This is a genomic window from Pseudomonas sp. GW823-FHT03E05, from assembly GCF_058796855.1.
Genome location: NZ_JBXAJB010000004.1, coordinates 663,997 through 680,483 on the forward strand (window position 1 = coordinate 663,997; position 16,487 = coordinate 680,483).

General features: G+C 61.9%; 14 protein-coding genes and 2 tRNA genes. 12 read left to right on the forward strand and 4 right to left on the reverse strand.

Annotated elements, in window-relative coordinates; translation table 11 throughout:
• Position 1: 1 nt before the first annotated feature.
• From AC1RCO_RS20015 to ychF, 5 genes are all read left to right on the forward strand, one after another.
• Positions 2–76 (forward strand) — tRNA-Gln (locus AC1RCO_RS20015).
• Between the two features lie 47 nt (positions 77–123).
• A complete protein-coding gene (locus AC1RCO_RS20020) occupies positions 124–1,065 on the forward strand; it encodes a ribose-phosphate pyrophosphokinase (protein WP_003171603.1) in 942 nt (313 codons plus the stop codon).
• A 138-nt stretch (positions 1,066–1,203) separates the two neighbouring features.
• Positions 1,204–1,803, forward strand: coding sequence for a 50S ribosomal protein L25/general stress protein Ctc (locus tag AC1RCO_RS20025; protein WP_011063411.1), 600 nt, complete (start codon positions 1,204–1,206; stop codon positions 1,801–1,803).
• Between the two features lie 168 nt (positions 1,804–1,971).
• Positions 1,972–2,556, forward strand: coding sequence for an aminoacyl-tRNA hydrolase (gene pth / locus AC1RCO_RS20030; protein WP_011063412.1), 585 nt, complete (start codon positions 1,972–1,974; stop codon positions 2,554–2,556).
• A gap of 23 nt (positions 2,557–2,579) precedes the next feature.
• Positions 2,580–3,680 carry a redox-regulated ATPase YchF gene (gene ychF, locus AC1RCO_RS20035; RefSeq protein WP_152686428.1) on the forward strand — a complete coding sequence of 367 codons (1,101 nt, stop codon included), beginning with the start codon at positions 2,580–2,582 and terminating at the stop codon, positions 3,678–3,680.
• Between the two features lie 60 nt (positions 3,681–3,740).
• Here ychF and AC1RCO_RS20040 read toward each other — a convergent pair whose 3' ends face one another.
• Together AC1RCO_RS20040 and pobA are read right to left on the reverse strand one after the other, a co-directional pair.
• Positions 3,741–5,795: a TonB-dependent receptor domain-containing protein gene (locus AC1RCO_RS20040; RefSeq protein WP_492617975.1), complete on the reverse strand. Its 2,055-nt coding sequence runs from the start codon at positions 5,793–5,795 to the stop codon at positions 3,741–3,743.
• A gap of 189 nt (positions 5,796–5,984) precedes the next feature.
• Positions 5,985–7,172 carry a 4-hydroxybenzoate 3-monooxygenase gene (gene pobA / locus AC1RCO_RS20045; protein WP_011063415.1) on the reverse strand — a complete coding sequence of 396 codons (1,188 nt, stop codon included), beginning with the start codon at positions 7,170–7,172 and terminating at the stop codon, positions 5,985–5,987.
• Positions 7,173–7,362: 190 nt separating this feature from the next.
• On the opposite strand from pobA, the gene AC1RCO_RS20050 reads away from it, so the two are divergent.
• Positions 7,363–8,253: a helix-turn-helix domain-containing protein gene (locus AC1RCO_RS20050; RefSeq protein WP_015636982.1), complete on the forward strand. Its 891-nt coding sequence runs from the start codon at positions 7,363–7,365 to the stop codon at positions 8,251–8,253.
• 66 nt (positions 8,254–8,319) lie between these two features.
• Here AC1RCO_RS20050 and AC1RCO_RS20055 read toward each other — a convergent pair whose 3' ends face one another.
• Both AC1RCO_RS20055 and AC1RCO_RS20060 read right to left on the reverse strand, forming a co-directional pair.
• On the reverse strand, positions 8,320–9,537 hold the full coding sequence (locus AC1RCO_RS20055) for an MFS transporter (RefSeq protein ID WP_011063417.1): 1,218 nt from the start codon (positions 9,535–9,537) through the stop codon (positions 8,320–8,322).
• An 87-nt stretch (positions 9,538–9,624) separates the two neighbouring features.
• Positions 9,625–10,533, reverse strand: a complete 909-nt coding sequence (locus tag AC1RCO_RS20060; protein WP_262211825.1) for a LysR substrate-binding domain-containing protein — start codon at positions 10,531–10,533, stop codon at positions 9,625–9,627.
• Between the two features lie 226 nt (positions 10,534–10,759).
• Here AC1RCO_RS20060 and AC1RCO_RS20065 point away from each other — a divergent pair, with 226 nt between their 5' ends.
• From AC1RCO_RS20065 to AC1RCO_RS20090, 6 genes are all read left to right on the forward strand, one after another.
• Positions 10,760–11,878: an ABC transporter ATP-binding protein gene (locus tag AC1RCO_RS20065; protein ID WP_125063676.1), complete on the forward strand. Its 1,119-nt coding sequence runs from the start codon at positions 10,760–10,762 to the stop codon at positions 11,876–11,878.
• Positions 11,879–11,893: 15 nt separating this feature from the next.
• Positions 11,894–12,814 carry an ABC transporter permease gene (locus AC1RCO_RS20070; RefSeq protein WP_065365186.1) on the forward strand — a complete coding sequence of 307 codons (921 nt, stop codon included), beginning with the start codon at positions 11,894–11,896 and terminating at the stop codon, positions 12,812–12,814.
• On the forward strand, positions 12,811–13,620 hold the full coding sequence (locus tag AC1RCO_RS20075) for an ABC transporter permease (protein ID WP_065365185.1): 810 nt from the start codon (positions 12,811–12,813) through the stop codon (positions 13,618–13,620). The genes AC1RCO_RS20070 and AC1RCO_RS20075 overlap by 4 nt, the downstream gene beginning before the upstream one ends.
• A 27-nt stretch (positions 13,621–13,647) precedes the next feature.
• The gene (locus AC1RCO_RS20080; protein WP_011063422.1) at positions 13,648–14,682 is read left to right on the forward strand and encodes an ABC transporter substrate-binding protein; all 1,035 of its coding nucleotides are present in this window, start codon (positions 13,648–13,650) and stop codon (positions 14,680–14,682) included.
• A gap of 70 nt (positions 14,683–14,752) precedes the next feature.
• A complete protein-coding gene (locus AC1RCO_RS20085; protein ID WP_492617976.1) occupies positions 14,753–16,216 on the forward strand; it encodes an amidase in 1,464 nt (487 codons plus the stop codon).
• Positions 16,217–16,293: 77 nt separating this feature from the next.
• Positions 16,294–16,370, forward strand: a tRNA-Met gene (locus AC1RCO_RS20090).
• Positions 16,371–16,487 lie beyond the last annotated feature (117 nt).

The window sequence follows — 16,487 nt, forward strand, 5'->3', positions numbered from 1 at the left end:
CAGGGGCGTCGCCAAGCGGTAAGGCAGCAGGTTTTGATCCTGCCATGCGTTGGTTCGAATCCAGCCGCCCCTGCCATTTTCCTATACTCATCCAGGTATACCCTCAGCCTTCAGGTACTGCGCGTGTCCAAGATGATGGTCTTTACGGGGAACGCTAACCCCGATCTGGCTCGGCGTGTCGTACGTCAGCTGCATATCCCTCTCGGTGACATCTCTGTTGGAAAATTTTCCGACGGCGAAATTACTGCCGAGATCAATGAAAATGTCCGCGGTAAAGACGTCTTCATTATTCAGCCGACTTGCGCTCCGACCAACGATAACCTGATGGAACTCGTGGTGATGGCCGACGCCTTCCGCCGTTCCTCAGCGACTCGTATCACTGCTGTTATTCCTTATTTTGGTTATGCCCGTCAGGATCGCCGTCCGCGTTCCGCACGTGTGGCTATCAGCGCGAAAGTCGTCGCTGACATGCTCACCGTAGTCGGCATCGACCGTGTTCTCACGGTTGATCTGCATGCTGACCAGATTCAGGGCTTCTTCGATATTCCGGTAGATAACATCTACGGCTCCCCGGTTCTGGTGGATGACATCGAAGATCAGCGTTTCGAAAACCTGATGATCGTGTCCCCGGACATTGGCGGCGTCGTGCGTGCACGTGCCGTGGCCAAGTCCCTGGGCGTTGATCTCGGGATCATCGACAAGCGTCGTGAGAAAGCCAATCACTCCGAAGTGATGCATATCATCGGCGACGTCGAAGGACGCACCTGCATTCTGGTCGATGACATGGTCGATACCGCCGGCACCCTGTGCCACGCGGCCAAGGCCCTGAAAGAGCATGGCGCAGCCAAGGTCTTTGCCTACTGCACACACCCTGTGCTGTCGGGTCGGGCCATCGAGAACATTGAAAATTCCGTGCTGGACGAGCTGGTGGTGACCAACACCATCCCGCTGTCCGCTGCAGCACAAGCCTGTGCGCGTATCCGTCAACTGGATATCGCACCGGTAGTTGCCGAGGCGGTTCGCCGTATCAGCAACGAAGAATCGATCAGCGCGATGTTCCGCTAGGGCCCGTCCCTGGCAGAACATCCCGATGACGAAAAGCGCCCCGTCCCAACCTGTGTTGGGACGGGGCTTTTTTGCCCATATCGCCTTTAGCGCTGGTCGCAAACGCTGGGGCGAGTGTGGTTATTTTGGAGATACAACATGAACGATTTTACTCTGAATGCTGAAGTGCGTTCCGACCTGGGGAAAGGTGCGAGCCGCCGCCTGCGTCGTCTCGCAAGCCTGGTTCCAGCTGTAGTTTACGGTGGCGACAAAGCCCCTGAATCCATCAGCATGCTGGCCAAAGAAGTTGCCAAGCTGCTGGAAAACGAAGCTGCCTACAGCCACATCATCGAACTGAACGTTGGTGGCACCAAGCAGAACGTCGTGATCAAGGCCCTGCAACGTCACCCGGCCAAAGGCCACGTGATGCACGCTGACTTCGTTCGCGTGGTTGCTGGTCAGAAACTGACCGCCATCGTTCCAGTGCACTTCATCAACGAAGCTGCTCCGGTCAAGAAAGGCGGCGAGATCTCGCACGTAATCGCGGAAATCGAAGTTTCCTGCCTGCCCAAAGACCTGCCTGAGTTCATCGAAGTCGACCTGGCTGACGCTGAAATCGGCACCATTGTTCACCTGTCCGACATCAAGGCCCCTAAAGGCGTTGAATTCGTGGCCCTGGCACACGGCAACGACCTGGCAGTAGCCAACGTCCACGCTCCACGTGTTGCTCCAGAAGCTGCAGAAGGCGCTGCAGAGTAATTCACTCTGACGCGGGAGTTAAGCGGAGTACATCGCGGACTGGAACGTAGCGAGAAAGCGGGCGAGAACGCGAAGTTTGCCGCAAGGCAACCCAGCTCTTGTCGTCCACTTTCGCCGTAGCACCGGTTGCGGCGATGTCATCCACCACTCCAAAGAAGGGCCCCTATCGTGACTGCCATCAAACTGATCGTTGGCCTGGGTAATCCAGGCACCGAATACGAACAGACCCGGCATAACGCAGGGGCCCTTTTTGTTGAGCGCATCGCCGAAAAACAAGGGATCAACCTTGTCGCCGATCGCAAGTATTTCGGCCTGACCGGGCGCTTCAGTCACCAGGGTCAGGACATTCGTCTGTTGATTCCCACCACCTACATGAACCGCAGCGGCCAGGCCGTGGCGGCGCTTGCCGGCTTCTTCCGCATCAAGCCGGAAGAGATCCTGGTGGCCCACGACGAACTCGACTTGCCGCCAGGCGTCGCCAAGCTCAAGACCGGCGGCGGCCATGGCGGGCACAACGGACTGCGGGACATCATCGCGCAGCTCGGTAATCAGAATACCTTTCACCGCCTGCGGCTCGGCATCGGCCATCCGGGCGTTGCCAGTATGGTTTCAAACTTTGTCCTGGGTCGTGCGCCACGCGCCGAACAGGAAAAACTCGATGCCAGCATCGATTTTGCCCTCGGCGTGCTGCCGGATATCTTCGCCGGTGAATGGAACCGCGCGATGAAAAACCTGCACAGCCAGAAGGCCTGACTCTACTCCTCGGGGAATACACCATGGGATTCAATTGCGGCATCGTCGGCCTGCCTAACGTCGGCAAGTCCACCCTGTTCAACGCCCTGACCAAATCCGGGATCGCGGCCGAGAACTTCCCCTTCTGCACCATCGAGCCCAACAGCGGTATCGTGCCGATGCCCGACCCGCGCCTGGACGCCCTGGCCGCCATCGTCGTGCCCGAGCGCGTGCTGCCCACCACCATGGAGTTCGTCGACATCGCCGGCCTGGTGGCCGGTGCTTCGAAAGGTGAAGGCCTGGGCAACAAGTTCCTGGCCAACATCCGCGAAACCGACGCCATCGCCCATGTGGTCCGCTGCTTCGAAGACGACAACGTGATCCACGTGTCCAACAGCGTCGACCCCAAGCGCGACATCGAAATCATCGACCTGGAACTGATCTTCGCCGACCTCGACAGCTGCGAAAAACAGTTGCAGAAAGTCGCCCGCAACGCCAAGGGCGGTGACAAGGATGCCGTGGCCCAGAAAGCCCTGCTGGAGCAGTTGATCGCCCACTTCACCGAAGGCAAGCCGGCCCGCAGCCTGATGAAGGACATGAGCGCCGACGAGAAGCTGATCATCCGTGGCTTCCACCTGCTGACCACCAAGCCGGTGATGTACATCGCCAACGTTGCCGAAGACGGCTTCGAGAACAACCCCCTGCTGGACGTGGTCAAGGCCATTGCCGAGGAAGAAGGCGCGATCGTGGTACCGGTGTGCAACAAGATCGAGGCGGAAATCGCCGAGCTCGATGACGGCGAAGAAAAGGACATGTTCCTCGAGGCCCTGGGCCTGGAAGAGCCCGGCCTGAACCGGGTGATCCGCGCCGGCTACGAAATGCTCAACCTGCAGACCTACTTCACCGCAGGTGTGAAGGAAGTTCGCGCCTGGACCGTGCGTGTCGGTGCTACCGCGCCCCAAGCCGCCGCGGTGATCCACACCGACTTCGAAAAAGGCTTCATCCGCGCCGAAGTCATCGCCTACAACGACTTCATCCAGTTCAAGGGTGAAGCCGGAGCCAAGGAAGCCGGTAAATGGCGCCTGGAAGGCAAGGAATACATCGTCAAGGACGGCGACGTGATGCACTTCCGCTTCAACGTGTAATGCCCCTTCAGCCCCATTGCCTGGCAATGGGGCTGATTCCCCCCGCTACATCCAGCGGCCTCAGAAGTAAGTGGTCGCCCCCGCGAAGAACGCCCGTCCGGGCACATAGAAGTTGGTCGATCCATCCCGCAGGTCTTTATCCAGCAGGTTCTGCACGCCGCCATTCAGGGTCAGCCACTTGGTCAGCTCCAGGTTCGCCGTCAGGTCGTAGGTGGTGTAGGACTGCACGAAATCATTGCCCAGGCCCCGCTGCTTGCCGACGTGCTGAGCCGAAAGCTCGGTGCTCAGACGGTCGGTGACCTGCCAGTCCAGCGCACTGAATGCCGACAGTTTGGGTGAACTGATCAAATCCTCGCCGGTGGACAGGTTCTTGCTTTCCAGCATGTAGGTGGCGTTGGTGCGCCAGTTCACGGAGTCGCCCAGCGGCACCCGGGCGGTGCCTTCCCAGCCACGGGTACGGGCCTTGTCGATGTTTTCCAGCATGGTCCACCAGCGGCCCTGGTACTGGCCCAACGGGCCGTATTCGATCTTGTCGGTGAAATCGGTGTGGAAGTAGGTCAGGCCCGCTTCCCAGCCATCGTGGTCGAACGAAAGGCCGATTTCCTTGTTGGTGCTGGTTTCCGGTGTCAGGTTCGGATTGCCCGCCATCCAGCAACTACCAGTGACATAGCCCAACGGCCGCAACGAACCACAGCCCCGGCCTGCGGATTCGGTAGCCGCCCCCGCACTGCCCTCCTTCAGGCTTGGCGCACGAAAACCCTTGGAAACACCGCCACGCACGGTCCAGTCCGGGTGCGGGTGATAGACCACATACGCCCGCGGGCTGTTGTGGTTACCGTACTTGTCGCTGTGGTCGAAGCGGTTGCCCAGGGTCAGGGACAGGTTGTCCAGCAGGAACAATTCATCCTCGATAAAGGCCGCCGAGTAATCGCCCTTCAAGGTCGAGCCACTGACCGGCGCGCCCTGATAATCCACAGGTACCGTGCCCAGGGTATCGGTGTTGGTCAGCTCTTCACGCTTCCATTGCCCGCCCACCGTCAGGCGCTGGTCCAACAGCAATTGGAAGGGAATATTCAGGCTGCCCTCGACGATCTTCTCTTCCGAGTTGGCTTTGCCCAGGTCAAGGTCGTTGCGGTACTTGTTCAGGTAGGCATCGAGCTTCGAGGTACCAAAGCTCCAGTCGCCGGTATGGGACAGAATGTAGCTGTCGCGGGTCAGGCGGCTGGGGCCGAAGGCGCCACCAACGGTCTCGTTCCAGTCACCAAAGGTCTTCTTTGATGCCCAGGAATGCTCAACGCCATGCACCGCCTCGAAGGACAGGCTCTGCTCCTGGTTGATCTGCCAGTCCAGCAGTGCATTCACGCTCTGATCCTTGGAGCCGCCCGCGCCATCGTCGTACATGAAATCGCCCTGGGCATCGCGCCGCGCCTCTACCTCATCCGCAGCCCGACGCGTGACGTTGGCCCCCAGGCGCAGCCCCAGGGACTCCGTCAGCGGACCTGCCGCATTCACGCTGTACTGAGTGGTCTGGCCGCGGTCGGAATCCTTGGGCACGGTGATATTGGTGCTGGCCGAGCCGGTCCAGGTCCGCGAGACCTTGCGGGTGATGATATTGATCACCCCGCCCATGGCGTCCGAACCATACAGCGACGACATAGGCCCGCGGACGATCTCGATGCGCTCGATCATGTTCGGCGAGATCCAGTTCAGGTCCTGGCGCGCCAGGTCGCGGCGATAACTCAGGTCCGCGGAACTGCCGACCCGCTTGCCATCCACCAGGATCAGCGTGTACTTGTCGTCCAGCCCCCGCAGCTTGATCTTCGACTGCTCGCCCACCGGGCCGAAACCACCGGTCACCCCCGGCACCCGGCGCAGCAGGGTATTGAGGTCATAGACCGGCTGGCGCTCGATTTCCTCGCGGGTGATGACGCTGACACTGGCCGGGGCATCCTTGAGATCCGTGGCACCGCCAGTAGCCGTGACAAAGGCGGTATCCAGTTCCAACGATGCAGGCTTGGCCTCTTCAACCGCATCGCCGGCCTGCGCCAGCGGGGCCAGCAGGCCGACACCGGCGCTGAGCAGAAGCGAATTGAACAGGCAGGAGCTGACTTTCATTACAAACGATCCTTGTCGATTCAATGCACCCGGATGGTGCATCAAGGGAGAGAGGGATCGGAGTGTAATGCTAATGAATATCATTTATAAATAGGAATGTTTCCGCACTGTTACATTACGGCTTGTCGCCCGTTGCAGGCAGTGCCCTGAAACGGCCCACTGCATGCGGGTCGCTTCAGGGTCGTGGGCTCAGCAGATTTCTTCGTAAGGCAGGCCCACATAGTTCTCGGCAATGTTCACCAGGCCAGCGTGGGAGTTGAGGAAATATTCACGATCGGCCTGCTGCATCTTGTGGTCCCAGGCATCCTGCCGGTCGCCGAAGTCGTGCAGCAGATTGGTCATGAACCAGCTGAAGCGTTCGCCCTTCCACACCCGGCGCAAGGCCAGTTCGGAATACTTTTCCAGCAGCTCGGTACGCCCTTCGCGGTAGACCTTGACCAGGATCCGGTACAGGTAGCACACATCGGAGGCCGCCAGGTTCAGGCCCTTGGCACCGGTAGGCGGAACGATATGGGCCGCGTCCCCCACCAGGAACAGCTTGCCGTACTGCATGGGCTCCACCACATAGCTGCGCAGCGGCGCGATGCTTTTCTCCAGCGCTGGCCCGGTCACCAGGTCAGCCGCCACCTCTTCTGGCAGACGGGCCTTGAGCTCGTTCCAGAAGCGCTCGTCGGACCAGTCCTCGACCTTGTCGCTCAGCGGCACTTGCAGGTAGTAGCGGCTGCGGGTCAGGGAGCGCTGGCTGCACAGCACGAAACCACGTTCATGCTGCCCATAGATCAGTTCGTGATTGACCGGTGGGGTATCGGACAGCAGCCCCAGCCAGCCGAAGGGGTATTCGCGCTCGTAGTGGGTCAGCACGTCTTCGGGGATGCTCTTGCGTGCCACACCATGAAAACCGTCGCAGCCGGCAATGTAATCGCAGTCGATGCGCTGCAGCTGGCCGTCTTTTTCATAGGTGATATAGGGCTGCGCGCCCTTCATATCATGGGGCTGCACCTTGTCCGCCGAATAGATGATCGGCGCTGCGCAGGCAGCGCGGGCCTCCATCAGGTCGCGGGTGACTTCGGTCTGGCCATACACCATCACCGTCTTGCCGCCGGTCAGGGCCTTGAGGTCGATACGCACGCGCTTGCCGCCCATCAGCAGCTCCACCCCTTCATGGACCAGGCCTTCAGCGTCCATGCGGCGGGCCACACCGGCCTCGCGCAGCATGTCCACGGTGCCCTGCTCCAGCACACCGGCACGGATGCGGCCCAGCACGTAGTCCGGGGTCTGGCGCTCGACAATCACGGTGTCGATGCCGGCCTTGTGCAGCAGTTGGCCCAGCAGAAGGCCGGAAGGTCCGGCGCCGATAATCGCAACCTGAGTTTTCATTGTTGTCGTCTCATAAGGGCATTCCAGTCACCGTGCAGGCGAAATCCGGAATTTATGGTTATTGTTGTACCCCTGCATTTTTGCCGACAAAAATCGCAAAAAATGGTGATTAACCGCCGTAAAAATGCACTTTTGAAAACAGCGTTCGATTATCGAGCATTCCAATCCTTCACCCCCAGGGCCGCGCCCGATGAAAGCCAGTCGCTCCAGCATCCCCGTATTCAAGCTCTACGGCGAAAACCAGGCCTGGCCGACTCCGGACCTGCTGCACTGTGAATCCATCCCCAAGCGCAGCAGCCTGCACCACTGGGAGATCAAGCCGCACCGCCACGCCGACCTGTATCAACTGCTCTATGTGCAAAGCGGACAGGCCCTGGTGGAAGTCGAAGGGCGCCGCGAGGACGTGCGCGAAGCAACCATCCAGGTGGTGCCGCCGCTGATGGTCCACGGCTTTCAGTTTTCCGAGAACATCGAGGGCTACGTGCTGACCCTGGGTGCGCCGCTGGTGGCCCAGCTGGAAAGCCAGCTGGGGGCGCCGCTGGCGGTCCTGGCCGCGGCCGGGCGCTACCCGGTGGGCCGTGACCGGCAGCGCCTCAACAGCCTGTTCAAGACCTTGCTGGAGGAATACGAAGGCAGCGCCTCGGCGCGGGACCTGCTGCTGCATTCGCTGGTCAACGTACTGCTGGTGTGGATCAGCCGCCGACGCCAGCAGAACGTGACGCCCAGCAACCGCAGCGAGCGCAACCAGCAACTGCTGGGGCACTTCATCAAGCTGGTGGAGCAGCATTACCAGGAGCACCCGACGGTGGAAGCCCTGGCCCATCGCATCGGCCTGTCCAGCGTGCACCTCAATACCCTGTGCCGGGAACTGGCCGGGCAGACCGCGTTGCAGATCATCCACCAGCGCCTGATGCTGGAGGCCAAGCGCAACCTGATCTACACCAACATCAGCATCAGCCAGCTCTCGGACAACCTGGGCTTCAGCGACCCCACCTACTTTTCCCGCTTCTTCAAGCGCCTCGGCGGCCAGACACCCAACGCCTTTCGCCAAGGCACCGGGCACACCCGCCAGGGCGGCTGAAGCCCAGGCAAAAAAAAGCCCGGGGCCAGAACCCCGGGCGTTCTATCGCCAGCACGCCTCAAGCCATCAGGCTTTGCGGGTACGCGGCAGGAAGATCGCCAGCACCCCGAACAGCGGCAGGAACGAGCACAGGTAGTACACATACTCGATGCCATGAATGTCCGCCAGGTGCCCCAGCAGCGCCGCACCGATCCCGCCAAAACCGAACATCAGGCCGAAGAACACCCCGGCGATCATGCCAACGTTGCCCGGCACCAGTTCCTGGGCGTACACCACGATGGCGGAGAATGCCGAGGCCAGGATAAAACCGATCACCACGCTCAGGACGCTGGTCCAGAACAGGTCGACATGGGGCAGCAACAGAGTGAACGGCGCCACCCCGAGGATCGAGAACCAGATCACTGCCTTGCGCCCGATCTTGTCGCCGATCGGGCCGCCGAAGAAGGTTCCCGCCGCCACGGCTCCCAGGAACAGGAACAGATGCAGTTGCGAGCTGGCCACCGACAGGTCGAATTTCTCGATCAGGTAGAAGGTGAAGTAGCTGGTGAAGCTGGCCATGTAGAAATACTTGGAAAACACCAGCAGCCCAAGGACCACCAGGGCGCTGATCACCCGGTTCCTGGACAGGCCGTGAGTCGCCGCCTGGCCCTGCTTGAGCTTGTACAGGCGCAGGTGGTTGGCATACCAGCGGCTGATGGCATACAGCACCACCAGGGCAAACAGCGCGAACAGGCCGAACCAGGCCACATTGCCCTGGCCGTAGGGAATGATGATGGCCGCAGCCAGCAAGGGGCCGAAGGCGGTGCCGGCATTGCCGCCGACCTGAAAGCTCGACTGGGCCAGGCCATAGCGCCCGCCCGAGGCCAGCCGCGCGACCCGCGAAGCCTCCGGATGGAAGGTCGAGGAGCCAATGCCGATCAATGCTGCTGCCAGCAGGATCAAGGGAAAGCTGCCGACCTGGGACATCATCAGGATGCCGATCAGGGTGCAGATCATTCCCGCCGGCAGCAGGAATGGTTGAGGCCGGCGGTCGGTGTAGTAGCCGACCCAGGGCTGCAACAGCGACGCGGTCAGCTGGAAGGTCAGGGTAATCAGGCCGACCTGGGTGAAGGTCAGGCCGTAGCTGTCCTTGAGCATCGGGTAGATCGCCGGCAGCACTGCCTGGATCAAGTCGTTGATCAGGTGCGCCAGGGCCACCGCACCAATGATGCGCAGGACCAGGGGACTGCTTTGCGAAGCCGGGGAAGCCGTCGCGGCGACGCTCGGGGAGTTGCTGCTAGCCATAGGATTTTCCGTACAACGGGTGGGTGCACAGGGGCAGGTGCGTCAATGTGCCATTTTTCGGTGCAGTCGCGCCATCCCATTAGCTTGCTAACGAACCCCGATTCGCGCCTCGGGGAAATCCGCTTCCAGCTCGGCCTTGAGCCACTGGATAAACCATTCCACGTCCTCCGACCACTCGCTGGCCGGGGTCAGCACCCGGTAGCTTTCCAGCTGCACCTGGTCTTCCAGCACCCGCACCAGGGTGCCGGCCTTGAGCTCCTCGCGCACCAGCACTTCGTTGGCCAGGGCAATACCACCGCCGCTTTCCGCCACCGACAGCGCATGGTCGTTGTTCACGTAGATCAGGTCGGACGTGAGCTGGATATCCAGGCCATTGGCGGCGAACCACATGTTCCACCACTCGCCGTCATCGAAGTGGATCAACTCATGACGGGCCAGGTCCGCCGGCTCGCGAATCGCCTCGATACTGGCCAGGTAGGCCGGGGTGCAGATGGGAAACACCCGGGGGCAGATCAGGCTGACCCGGGACTCGGCGTATTGCCCGTCCAGGCCGTAGGCGATCCCCAGGTCGCTGCTCTTGGCATCCACTTCGCTAAAGGTCGAGTTCGGCTCGATGGCGAACTTCAGGCCCGGGCGCACGTGGCGCAGCGCCTCCAGGCGCGGGGTCAGCCAGCGCTTGGCAAACCCCGGCACGACCATGATCCGCAGCCAGCGCTCGGCGGCCCTGGGCTGTACCTCGCGCCCGGCCTCGATGATCAGTTGCAGGGCGGCGGCGATCTTGCGGTGGTACTTCTCCCCCGCCGGGGTCAGGTTCACGCCGCGGGACGTGCGCTCGAACAGCTGCACCCCGAGCCAGTCCTCCAGCAGCTTCACGTGGCGGCCAATGGCCGGCTGGGTCACATGCAAGGCCCTTGAGGCTTCGACATAGCTGCCAAGACGGGCGGCGGCATCAAAAGCACGCACTGCATTCAACGGTGGCAAACGCTGCTCGATCATGATTTCGCCCGCCTCTTGCTATTAAATTTTTTAACAGCCGGTATGTTAAAATTGATGTTTCGCCCCCGCAACCCCTCACTGATAATCAGCCCCAGCAGAACCCGGTAAAACCCGCGCAAAGCCTGCAAAGACAAGCTTTCCACGCACCCGACACATTTCGATCCTGCCCAAGAAAAACAAGATCCATGGCCTGCACGACAGCTCATGGGGGAATCGGAGGTAAGGCATGAATGCCCTGCATGCGCTGCAAACGCTGGCGGTGTCCATCCGTTCAGTGCGCAAGGTCTACGGCGATCCACACAGCGGCCCGGTGGCCCTGAAGAACATCGACCTGGATATCCGCGACAACGAATTCTTCACCCTTCTCGGCCCCTCGGGCTGTGGCAAGACCACCCTCTTGCGGATGATCGCCGGGTTCGAGTTCCCGACCCAGGGCGAGATCCTTCTCTATGGCGAGAACATCGCCGACCGGCCGCCCTTCGAGCGCCCGGTGAACACGGTGTTCCAGCATTACGCACTGTTCCCCCACATGACCCTGGCCGAGAACCTGGCCTTCGGCCTGGAATCGCGCCCTATGGGCCAGGTATTGAGCAAGGCGCAGATCGCCGAGCGGGTGCGCGAGATGCTGGCCCTGGTGCAGATGGAGCGCTTTGCGGCGCGCAAGCCCAACCAGCTGTCCGGCGGCCAGCAGCAACGCATCGCCCTGGCCCGAGCCCTGGCCCCCCACCCCAAGGTACTGCTGCTGGACGAGCCGCTGTCGGCCCTGGACCTCAAGCTGCGCCAGGCCATGCGCGAAGAACTCAAGGCCATCCAGGCCAAGACCGGTATCACCTTCATCTTCGTCACCCACGACCAGGAAGAAGCCCTGACCCTGTCCGACCGCATCGCCGTGCTCTCCGAAGGCGAAGTGCAACAGGTGGGTCGCCCGGAAGAAATCTACGAGCAGCCGCGCAATCGCTTCGTCGCCGACTTCATCGGTGAAACCAACTTCATCCAGGCCACCGTCAGCCGCATCGAAGCAGGCCTGGCCTGGTTCAGCGGCCCCGCCGGACAAGCCTTGCCGGCACAACCCTGCAAAGAGGTGCAAGTGGGCCAGCAAGTGACGCTGTCGGTACGCCCCGAGCGCCTGCATTTGTGCAGCGCTGCCACTGACGGCGCCTTGCCCTGCCGGATCGAAACCCAGATCTACCTGGGCACCGACCTGCAGTACCAGGTCAGCCTCGGCGACGGCACACGCCTGACGGTGCGCACGCCCAACAGCGTTGAGCACAACCAGCGCCTGGCCGTAGGCAGCAGTGCCGGGCTGGTGTTCGAACGCGGCAGCGCCAGCGTCCTGCTGGATTGACCACGAGGATTTGCCATGCACGCCTCATCGATTTCCCATCATCTGGAACGGCGCAAAGCCTTGCGCAGCTTTCTCGGAGTCAGCCCGGCCCTGGTGGCCATCGGCCTGTTCCTGATCGTGCCGATCCTTATCGTCATCGGCTATTCGTTGATGGAAGCCAACCCCTACGGCGGGGTGAACAAGGTCTTCAGCAGCGACGCCTACACCTCCCTGCTGTTCGAACGGCAACTGGACGACAGCCTGGCCTTCGCCGACTCCTACCTGCTGATCGCCCTGCGCTCGATCGGCATCGCCGGGCTGACCACGGTGATCACCCTGCTGATCGGTTTTCCGGTAGCGGTGTGGCTGGCCATGCAGCCAGTGCGGCGCCGCGGCCTGCTGATCTTCCTGATCACCGTGCCGTTCTGGGCCAACCTGCTGATCCGCACCTACGCCTGGATCCTGCTGCTGCGCAACACCGGGGTGATCAACAACAGCCTGATGGGCCTGGGGGTCATCCACGAGCCGTTGCAGTTGCTCTACACCGACGGTGCGGTGCTGCTGGGGCTGGTCTACACCTACGCGCCCTTCGTGGTGCTGCCGATCTACGCCACGCTGGAGAAAATGGACACCCGCCTGCTGGAAGCGGCCCAGGACCTCTACGCCGGACGCATTCGGACCCTGCGCAAGGTGGTGCTGCCCATTGCCAAGCCGGGAATTTTCGCCGGGGCGATCCTGACTTTCGTGCCCTGCCTGGGCGCCATGATCGCCCCCGAACTGCTGGGCGGCGGCACCCGGATGATGCTTGGCAACCTGATCTTCCGGCAGTTCAGCGATGCCCGTAACTGGCCCTTCGGCGCCGCCCTGTCGCTGGTGCTGATGGCCGCGGTGATGCTGGTACTGACCGTCTACGCCCTGCGCGCCCAGCGCCAGAAAACCCTTCAGGAGGGTGCATGATGATCCGCCTGTTCAAGCGCAACGGCCTCGGTGTCCAGGACTTTCCCGGCTTCGGCGGTTTCAGCTTCCTGTTCTACCTGTACCTCTACGCGCCGATCCTGGTGCTGGTGGTGTTCTCCTTCAACGCCAACCAGTCGGCCACGGTGTGGAGCGGCTTCAGCCTCGACTGGTACCGCGCGGCGTTCGCCAACCAGGCCCTGCGCCAGGCGGCAGGCAACAGCCTGCTGATCGCCGTGTGCGCCAGCATGGCGGCCACCGCCATCGCCACCCTGGCGGCCCTGGGCACCTCACGCGGGGCGAAGTTCAAGGGCCTGCAACTGTCCATGGGCGCCATCATGCTGCCCCTGGTGCTGCCGGAAATCGTCGTCGGCGTGGCCACCCTGGCGCTGTTCTCCACCCTGGGGCTGTCCCTGGGCTACGGCAACCTGATCATCGCCCACACGGTGTTCTGCATCCCCTTCGCCTATTTGCCGATCCGCGCCCGCCTCAACGACATGGACCTGTCCCTGGAACACGCCGCGGCGGACCTGTACGCCGGCCCCTGGCGCACCTTTCGCAAGGTGACTCTGCCGCTGCTGATGCCGGGGATCGTCTCCGGGCTGATGCTGGCCTTCATTGTCTCCCTGGATAACTTCGTGATCTCGATGATGGTGTCCCAGGCCGGCACCACCACCCTGCCGATCTTCATCTTCGGCCTGTTGCGCATGGGCGTGACACCCGACGTCAACGCCGTGTCGACGCTGATCCTCGGCGTCTCGGTGCTGTTCGTCAGCTTCTCTTATCTGCTGAGCAAGAAACACGCTTGAACCTTCCACTGACCTTGGGGAAATGACATGAGCAAGTTGATCGCAAGCCTGGGTACCTCGTTGTTGCTGAGCCTGCCACTGGCGGTGCAGGCCGCCGAGAAACTCAACGTCGTAAGCTGGAGCGGCTACTTTTCGCCGGAAATTCTCGCCAAGTTCCAGAAGCAGACCGGTATCGAGGTCACGGTGGACTCCTACGATTCCAACGAAACCCTGCTGGCCAAGCTGAAACAGGGCGGCACCGGTTATGACGTGGCGATCCCCTCCCACCAGTTCATCCCGATCCTGATCAAGGAGCAGTTGCTGGAGCGCTTCGACCCGGCCAAGCAGCCCTATTACGCCAGCGTGGTCGACAACCTGAAGAACCCGACCTGGGACCCGGAAGGCGCCTACTCGGTGCCCTTCATCTGGGGCACCACCAGCGTGGTGCTCAACGGCGAACGCTACAAAGGCCCGAGCGACAGTTACAAGGTGCTCTACGAGCCGCCAGCGGAGCTGCAGGGGCGGATCAACATGTTCGACTCGGTGAGCGAAGTGATCGACATGGCCAGCCTGTACCTGAACATTCCGCTGTGCAGCGAAGACCCCAAGCAGATGCAGCAGATCCTTGGCCTGCTCAAGGCGCAGAAGCCCTTCGTCAAGACCTACAGCTCCAAGGCCGGGGCGATCCGCGAGAACCTGGCGGCCGGGGAAATCGACATGTCGATGTTCTGGGGCGGATCGTCGATGCGCGCCCGGGAAATGAAGCCCGGCCTGAAGTACCTCTACCCGAAAGAGGGCGTGCTGGCCTGGGTGGACAACATGGTCATCCCCAAGGGCAGCAAGAACCCGGCAAACGCCAAGGCCTTCATCGCCTTCCTCAGCCAGCCTGAGAACGCCGCCATGACCCAGAATTTCCTCAAGCACCAGAGCCCGATCAAGGGCGTCGAACCCTTCCTCGACGCCGGGTTGAAGGATGCTCCCGAGCTGCACATTCCCGAGGGCACCAAGGTGGTCTTCAGCCAGACCTGCGGCGAAGGCGCAATCCGCCTTGCCGACCGCCTGTGGACCAACCTGATGCGCTGAGCAGTGTTGACTTGCCGCCCCGGTCTGGATGCCGGGGCGTTTCTAAAGCCGTTTGAAAGGCCCTCCTGCCATGATCGCCAAGCCCCCCAGCGAACTGGTCCTGCTTCAGGCCCATGAACTCGCCGAGCGTATCCGCCTGCGTCAGGTTTCCTGCCGGGAAGTGATGCAGACCTACCTTGCCCACATCGAGCACTACAACCCCCTGGTCAATGCCCTGGTCAGCCTGCAACCGGCCGAAGCCCTGCTGGCCGAGGCCGACCGGCGCGACGCCGAACTGGCCCGTGGCGAATATCGCGGCTGGATGCACGGCCTGCCCCACGCGATCAAGGACCTGTCCCTGACCCAGGGCATCCGCACCACCCTGGGTTCGCCGCTGTACCGGGATTTCATCCCCGAGCGCGACGGCATCATGGTGGAACGGATCAAGGCTGCCGGTGCGATCCTGATCGGCAAGAGCAACACCCCGGAGTTCGGCCTCGGCTCCCAGACCTACAACCCGCTGTTCGGCGCCACCGGCTGTGCCTATGACCCGAGCAAGACCGCCGGCGGCAGCAGTGGTGGCGCCGCCGCCGCCCTGGCCCTGCACCTGGTGCCGGTGGCCGACGGCAGCGACATGATGGGCTCGCTGCGCAACCCGGCGGCCTTCAACAACATCTTCGGCTTCCGCCCGTCCCAGGGCCGGGTGCCCTTCGACGACAGCAGCGACCTGTTCATCGACCAGCTCGGCTACGAAGGCCCCATGGCCCGCAGCGTGCGCGACGCGGCCCTGCTGCTGTCCGTACAGGCCGGCGGCGATGCACGGGCGCCGCTGTCCATCGCCGAATCCGGCCAGGGCTTCGCTGCCCCACTGGAGCGCGACTTCAAGGGCACGCGCCTGGGTTGGCTGGGGAACTTCAACGGTTACCTGCCAATGGAAAAAGGCCTGCTGGAGCTCTGCGAAAAGGCCTTGGGCGATTTCCGCAGCCTGGGCTGCAGCGTAGAACCGGCCAGCCCCGACTTCGCCCCCGAACGCCTGTGGAGCAGTTGGCGCACCCTGCGCCACTGGATGGTCGCCGGGTCCCTGGGCAGCACCTATGCCGATCCACAGAAACGCACACAGCTCAAGGACGAGGCCATCTGGGAAGTGGAGAACGGCCTCAAGCTCTCCGCCAGTCAGGTATTCGAAGCTTCAGTGATTCGTAGCGACTGGTACCGCGCCATCTCCCGGCTGTTCGAACGCTTCGATTACCTGCTGCTGCCCAGCGCCCAGGTCTTCCCTTTCGACAAGAACAGCCCCTGGCCGCGCAGCATCGAAGGCGTGGCCATGGACACCTACCATCGCTGGATGGAGGTGGTGATTCCCGGCACCTTGTCCGGCTGCCCAGTGGCCAGCGTCCAGGCCGGCTTCAACGCCAACGGCCTGCCCATGGGCTTGCAGATCATCGGCAAGCACCAGGCCGACTTCGCCGTCCTGCAATTGGCCCACGCCTACGAACAGGCCAGCCGCTGGTTCCAGCGCTGCCCATCGCCACTGATTTTCGGGGGAAAGGGATAAACGGTTGATAGCGTAGATAATTTTTTTATAAAAACGCTTGACGCATTGTCGTTCCGAGCGAATAATGCGCGCCACTTGGCTACATAGCTCAGTTGGTTAGAGCATAGCATTCATAATGCTGGGGTCCGGGGTTCAAGTCCCTGTGTAGCCACCAAGTACTAAAAACGGCTTACCGCAAGGTAGGCCGTTTTTTTATGCCCGCGAAAAAGTACCGGGGATTACGCCGCATTGATCCACAAACGCGACACCCGCATTGAGCACCGCCACTGGC

Bases quoted from the DNA above. Each gene is read 5' to 3' on its own strand.
- AC1RCO_RS20080 (WP_011063422.1), top strand. From the start codon at position 13,648: ATGAGCAAGTTGATCGCAAGCCTGGGTACCTCGTTGTTGCTGAGCCTG.
- ychF (WP_152686428.1), top strand. From the start codon at position 2,580: ATGGGATTCAATTGCGGCATCGTCGGCCTGCCTAACGTCGGCAAGTCC.
- AC1RCO_RS20085 (WP_492617976.1), top strand. From the start codon at position 14,753: ATGATCGCCAAGCCCCCCAGCGAACTGGTCCTGCTTCAGGCCCATGAA.
- AC1RCO_RS20075 (WP_065365185.1), top strand. From the start codon at position 12,811: ATGATGATCCGCCTGTTCAAGCGCAACGGCCTCGGTGTCCAGGACTTT.
- AC1RCO_RS20050 (WP_015636982.1), top strand. From the start codon at position 7,363: ATGAAAGCCAGTCGCTCCAGCATCCCCGTATTCAAGCTCTACGGCGAA.
- AC1RCO_RS20055 (WP_011063417.1), bottom strand. From the start codon at position 9,537: ATGGCTAGCAGCAACTCCCCGAGCGTCGCCGCGACGGCTTCCCCGGCT.
- AC1RCO_RS20025 (WP_011063411.1), top strand. From the start codon at position 1,204: ATGAACGATTTTACTCTGAATGCTGAAGTGCGTTCCGACCTGGGGAAA.
- AC1RCO_RS20065 (WP_125063676.1), top strand. From the start codon at position 10,760: ATGAATGCCCTGCATGCGCTGCAAACGCTGGCGGTGTCCATCCGTTCA.
- AC1RCO_RS20040 (WP_492617975.1), bottom strand. From the start codon at position 5,795: ATGAAAGTCAGCTCCTGCCTGTTCAATTCGCTTCTGCTCAGCGCCGGT.
- pobA (WP_011063415.1), bottom strand. From the start codon at position 7,172: ATGAAAACTCAGGTTGCGATTATCGGCGCCGGACCTTCCGGCCTTCTG.
- AC1RCO_RS20070 (WP_065365186.1), top strand. From the start codon at position 11,894: ATGCACGCCTCATCGATTTCCCATCATCTGGAACGGCGCAAAGCCTTG.
- AC1RCO_RS20060 (WP_262211825.1), bottom strand. From the start codon at position 10,533: ATGATCGAGCAGCGTTTGCCACCGTTGAATGCAGTGCGTGCTTTTGAT.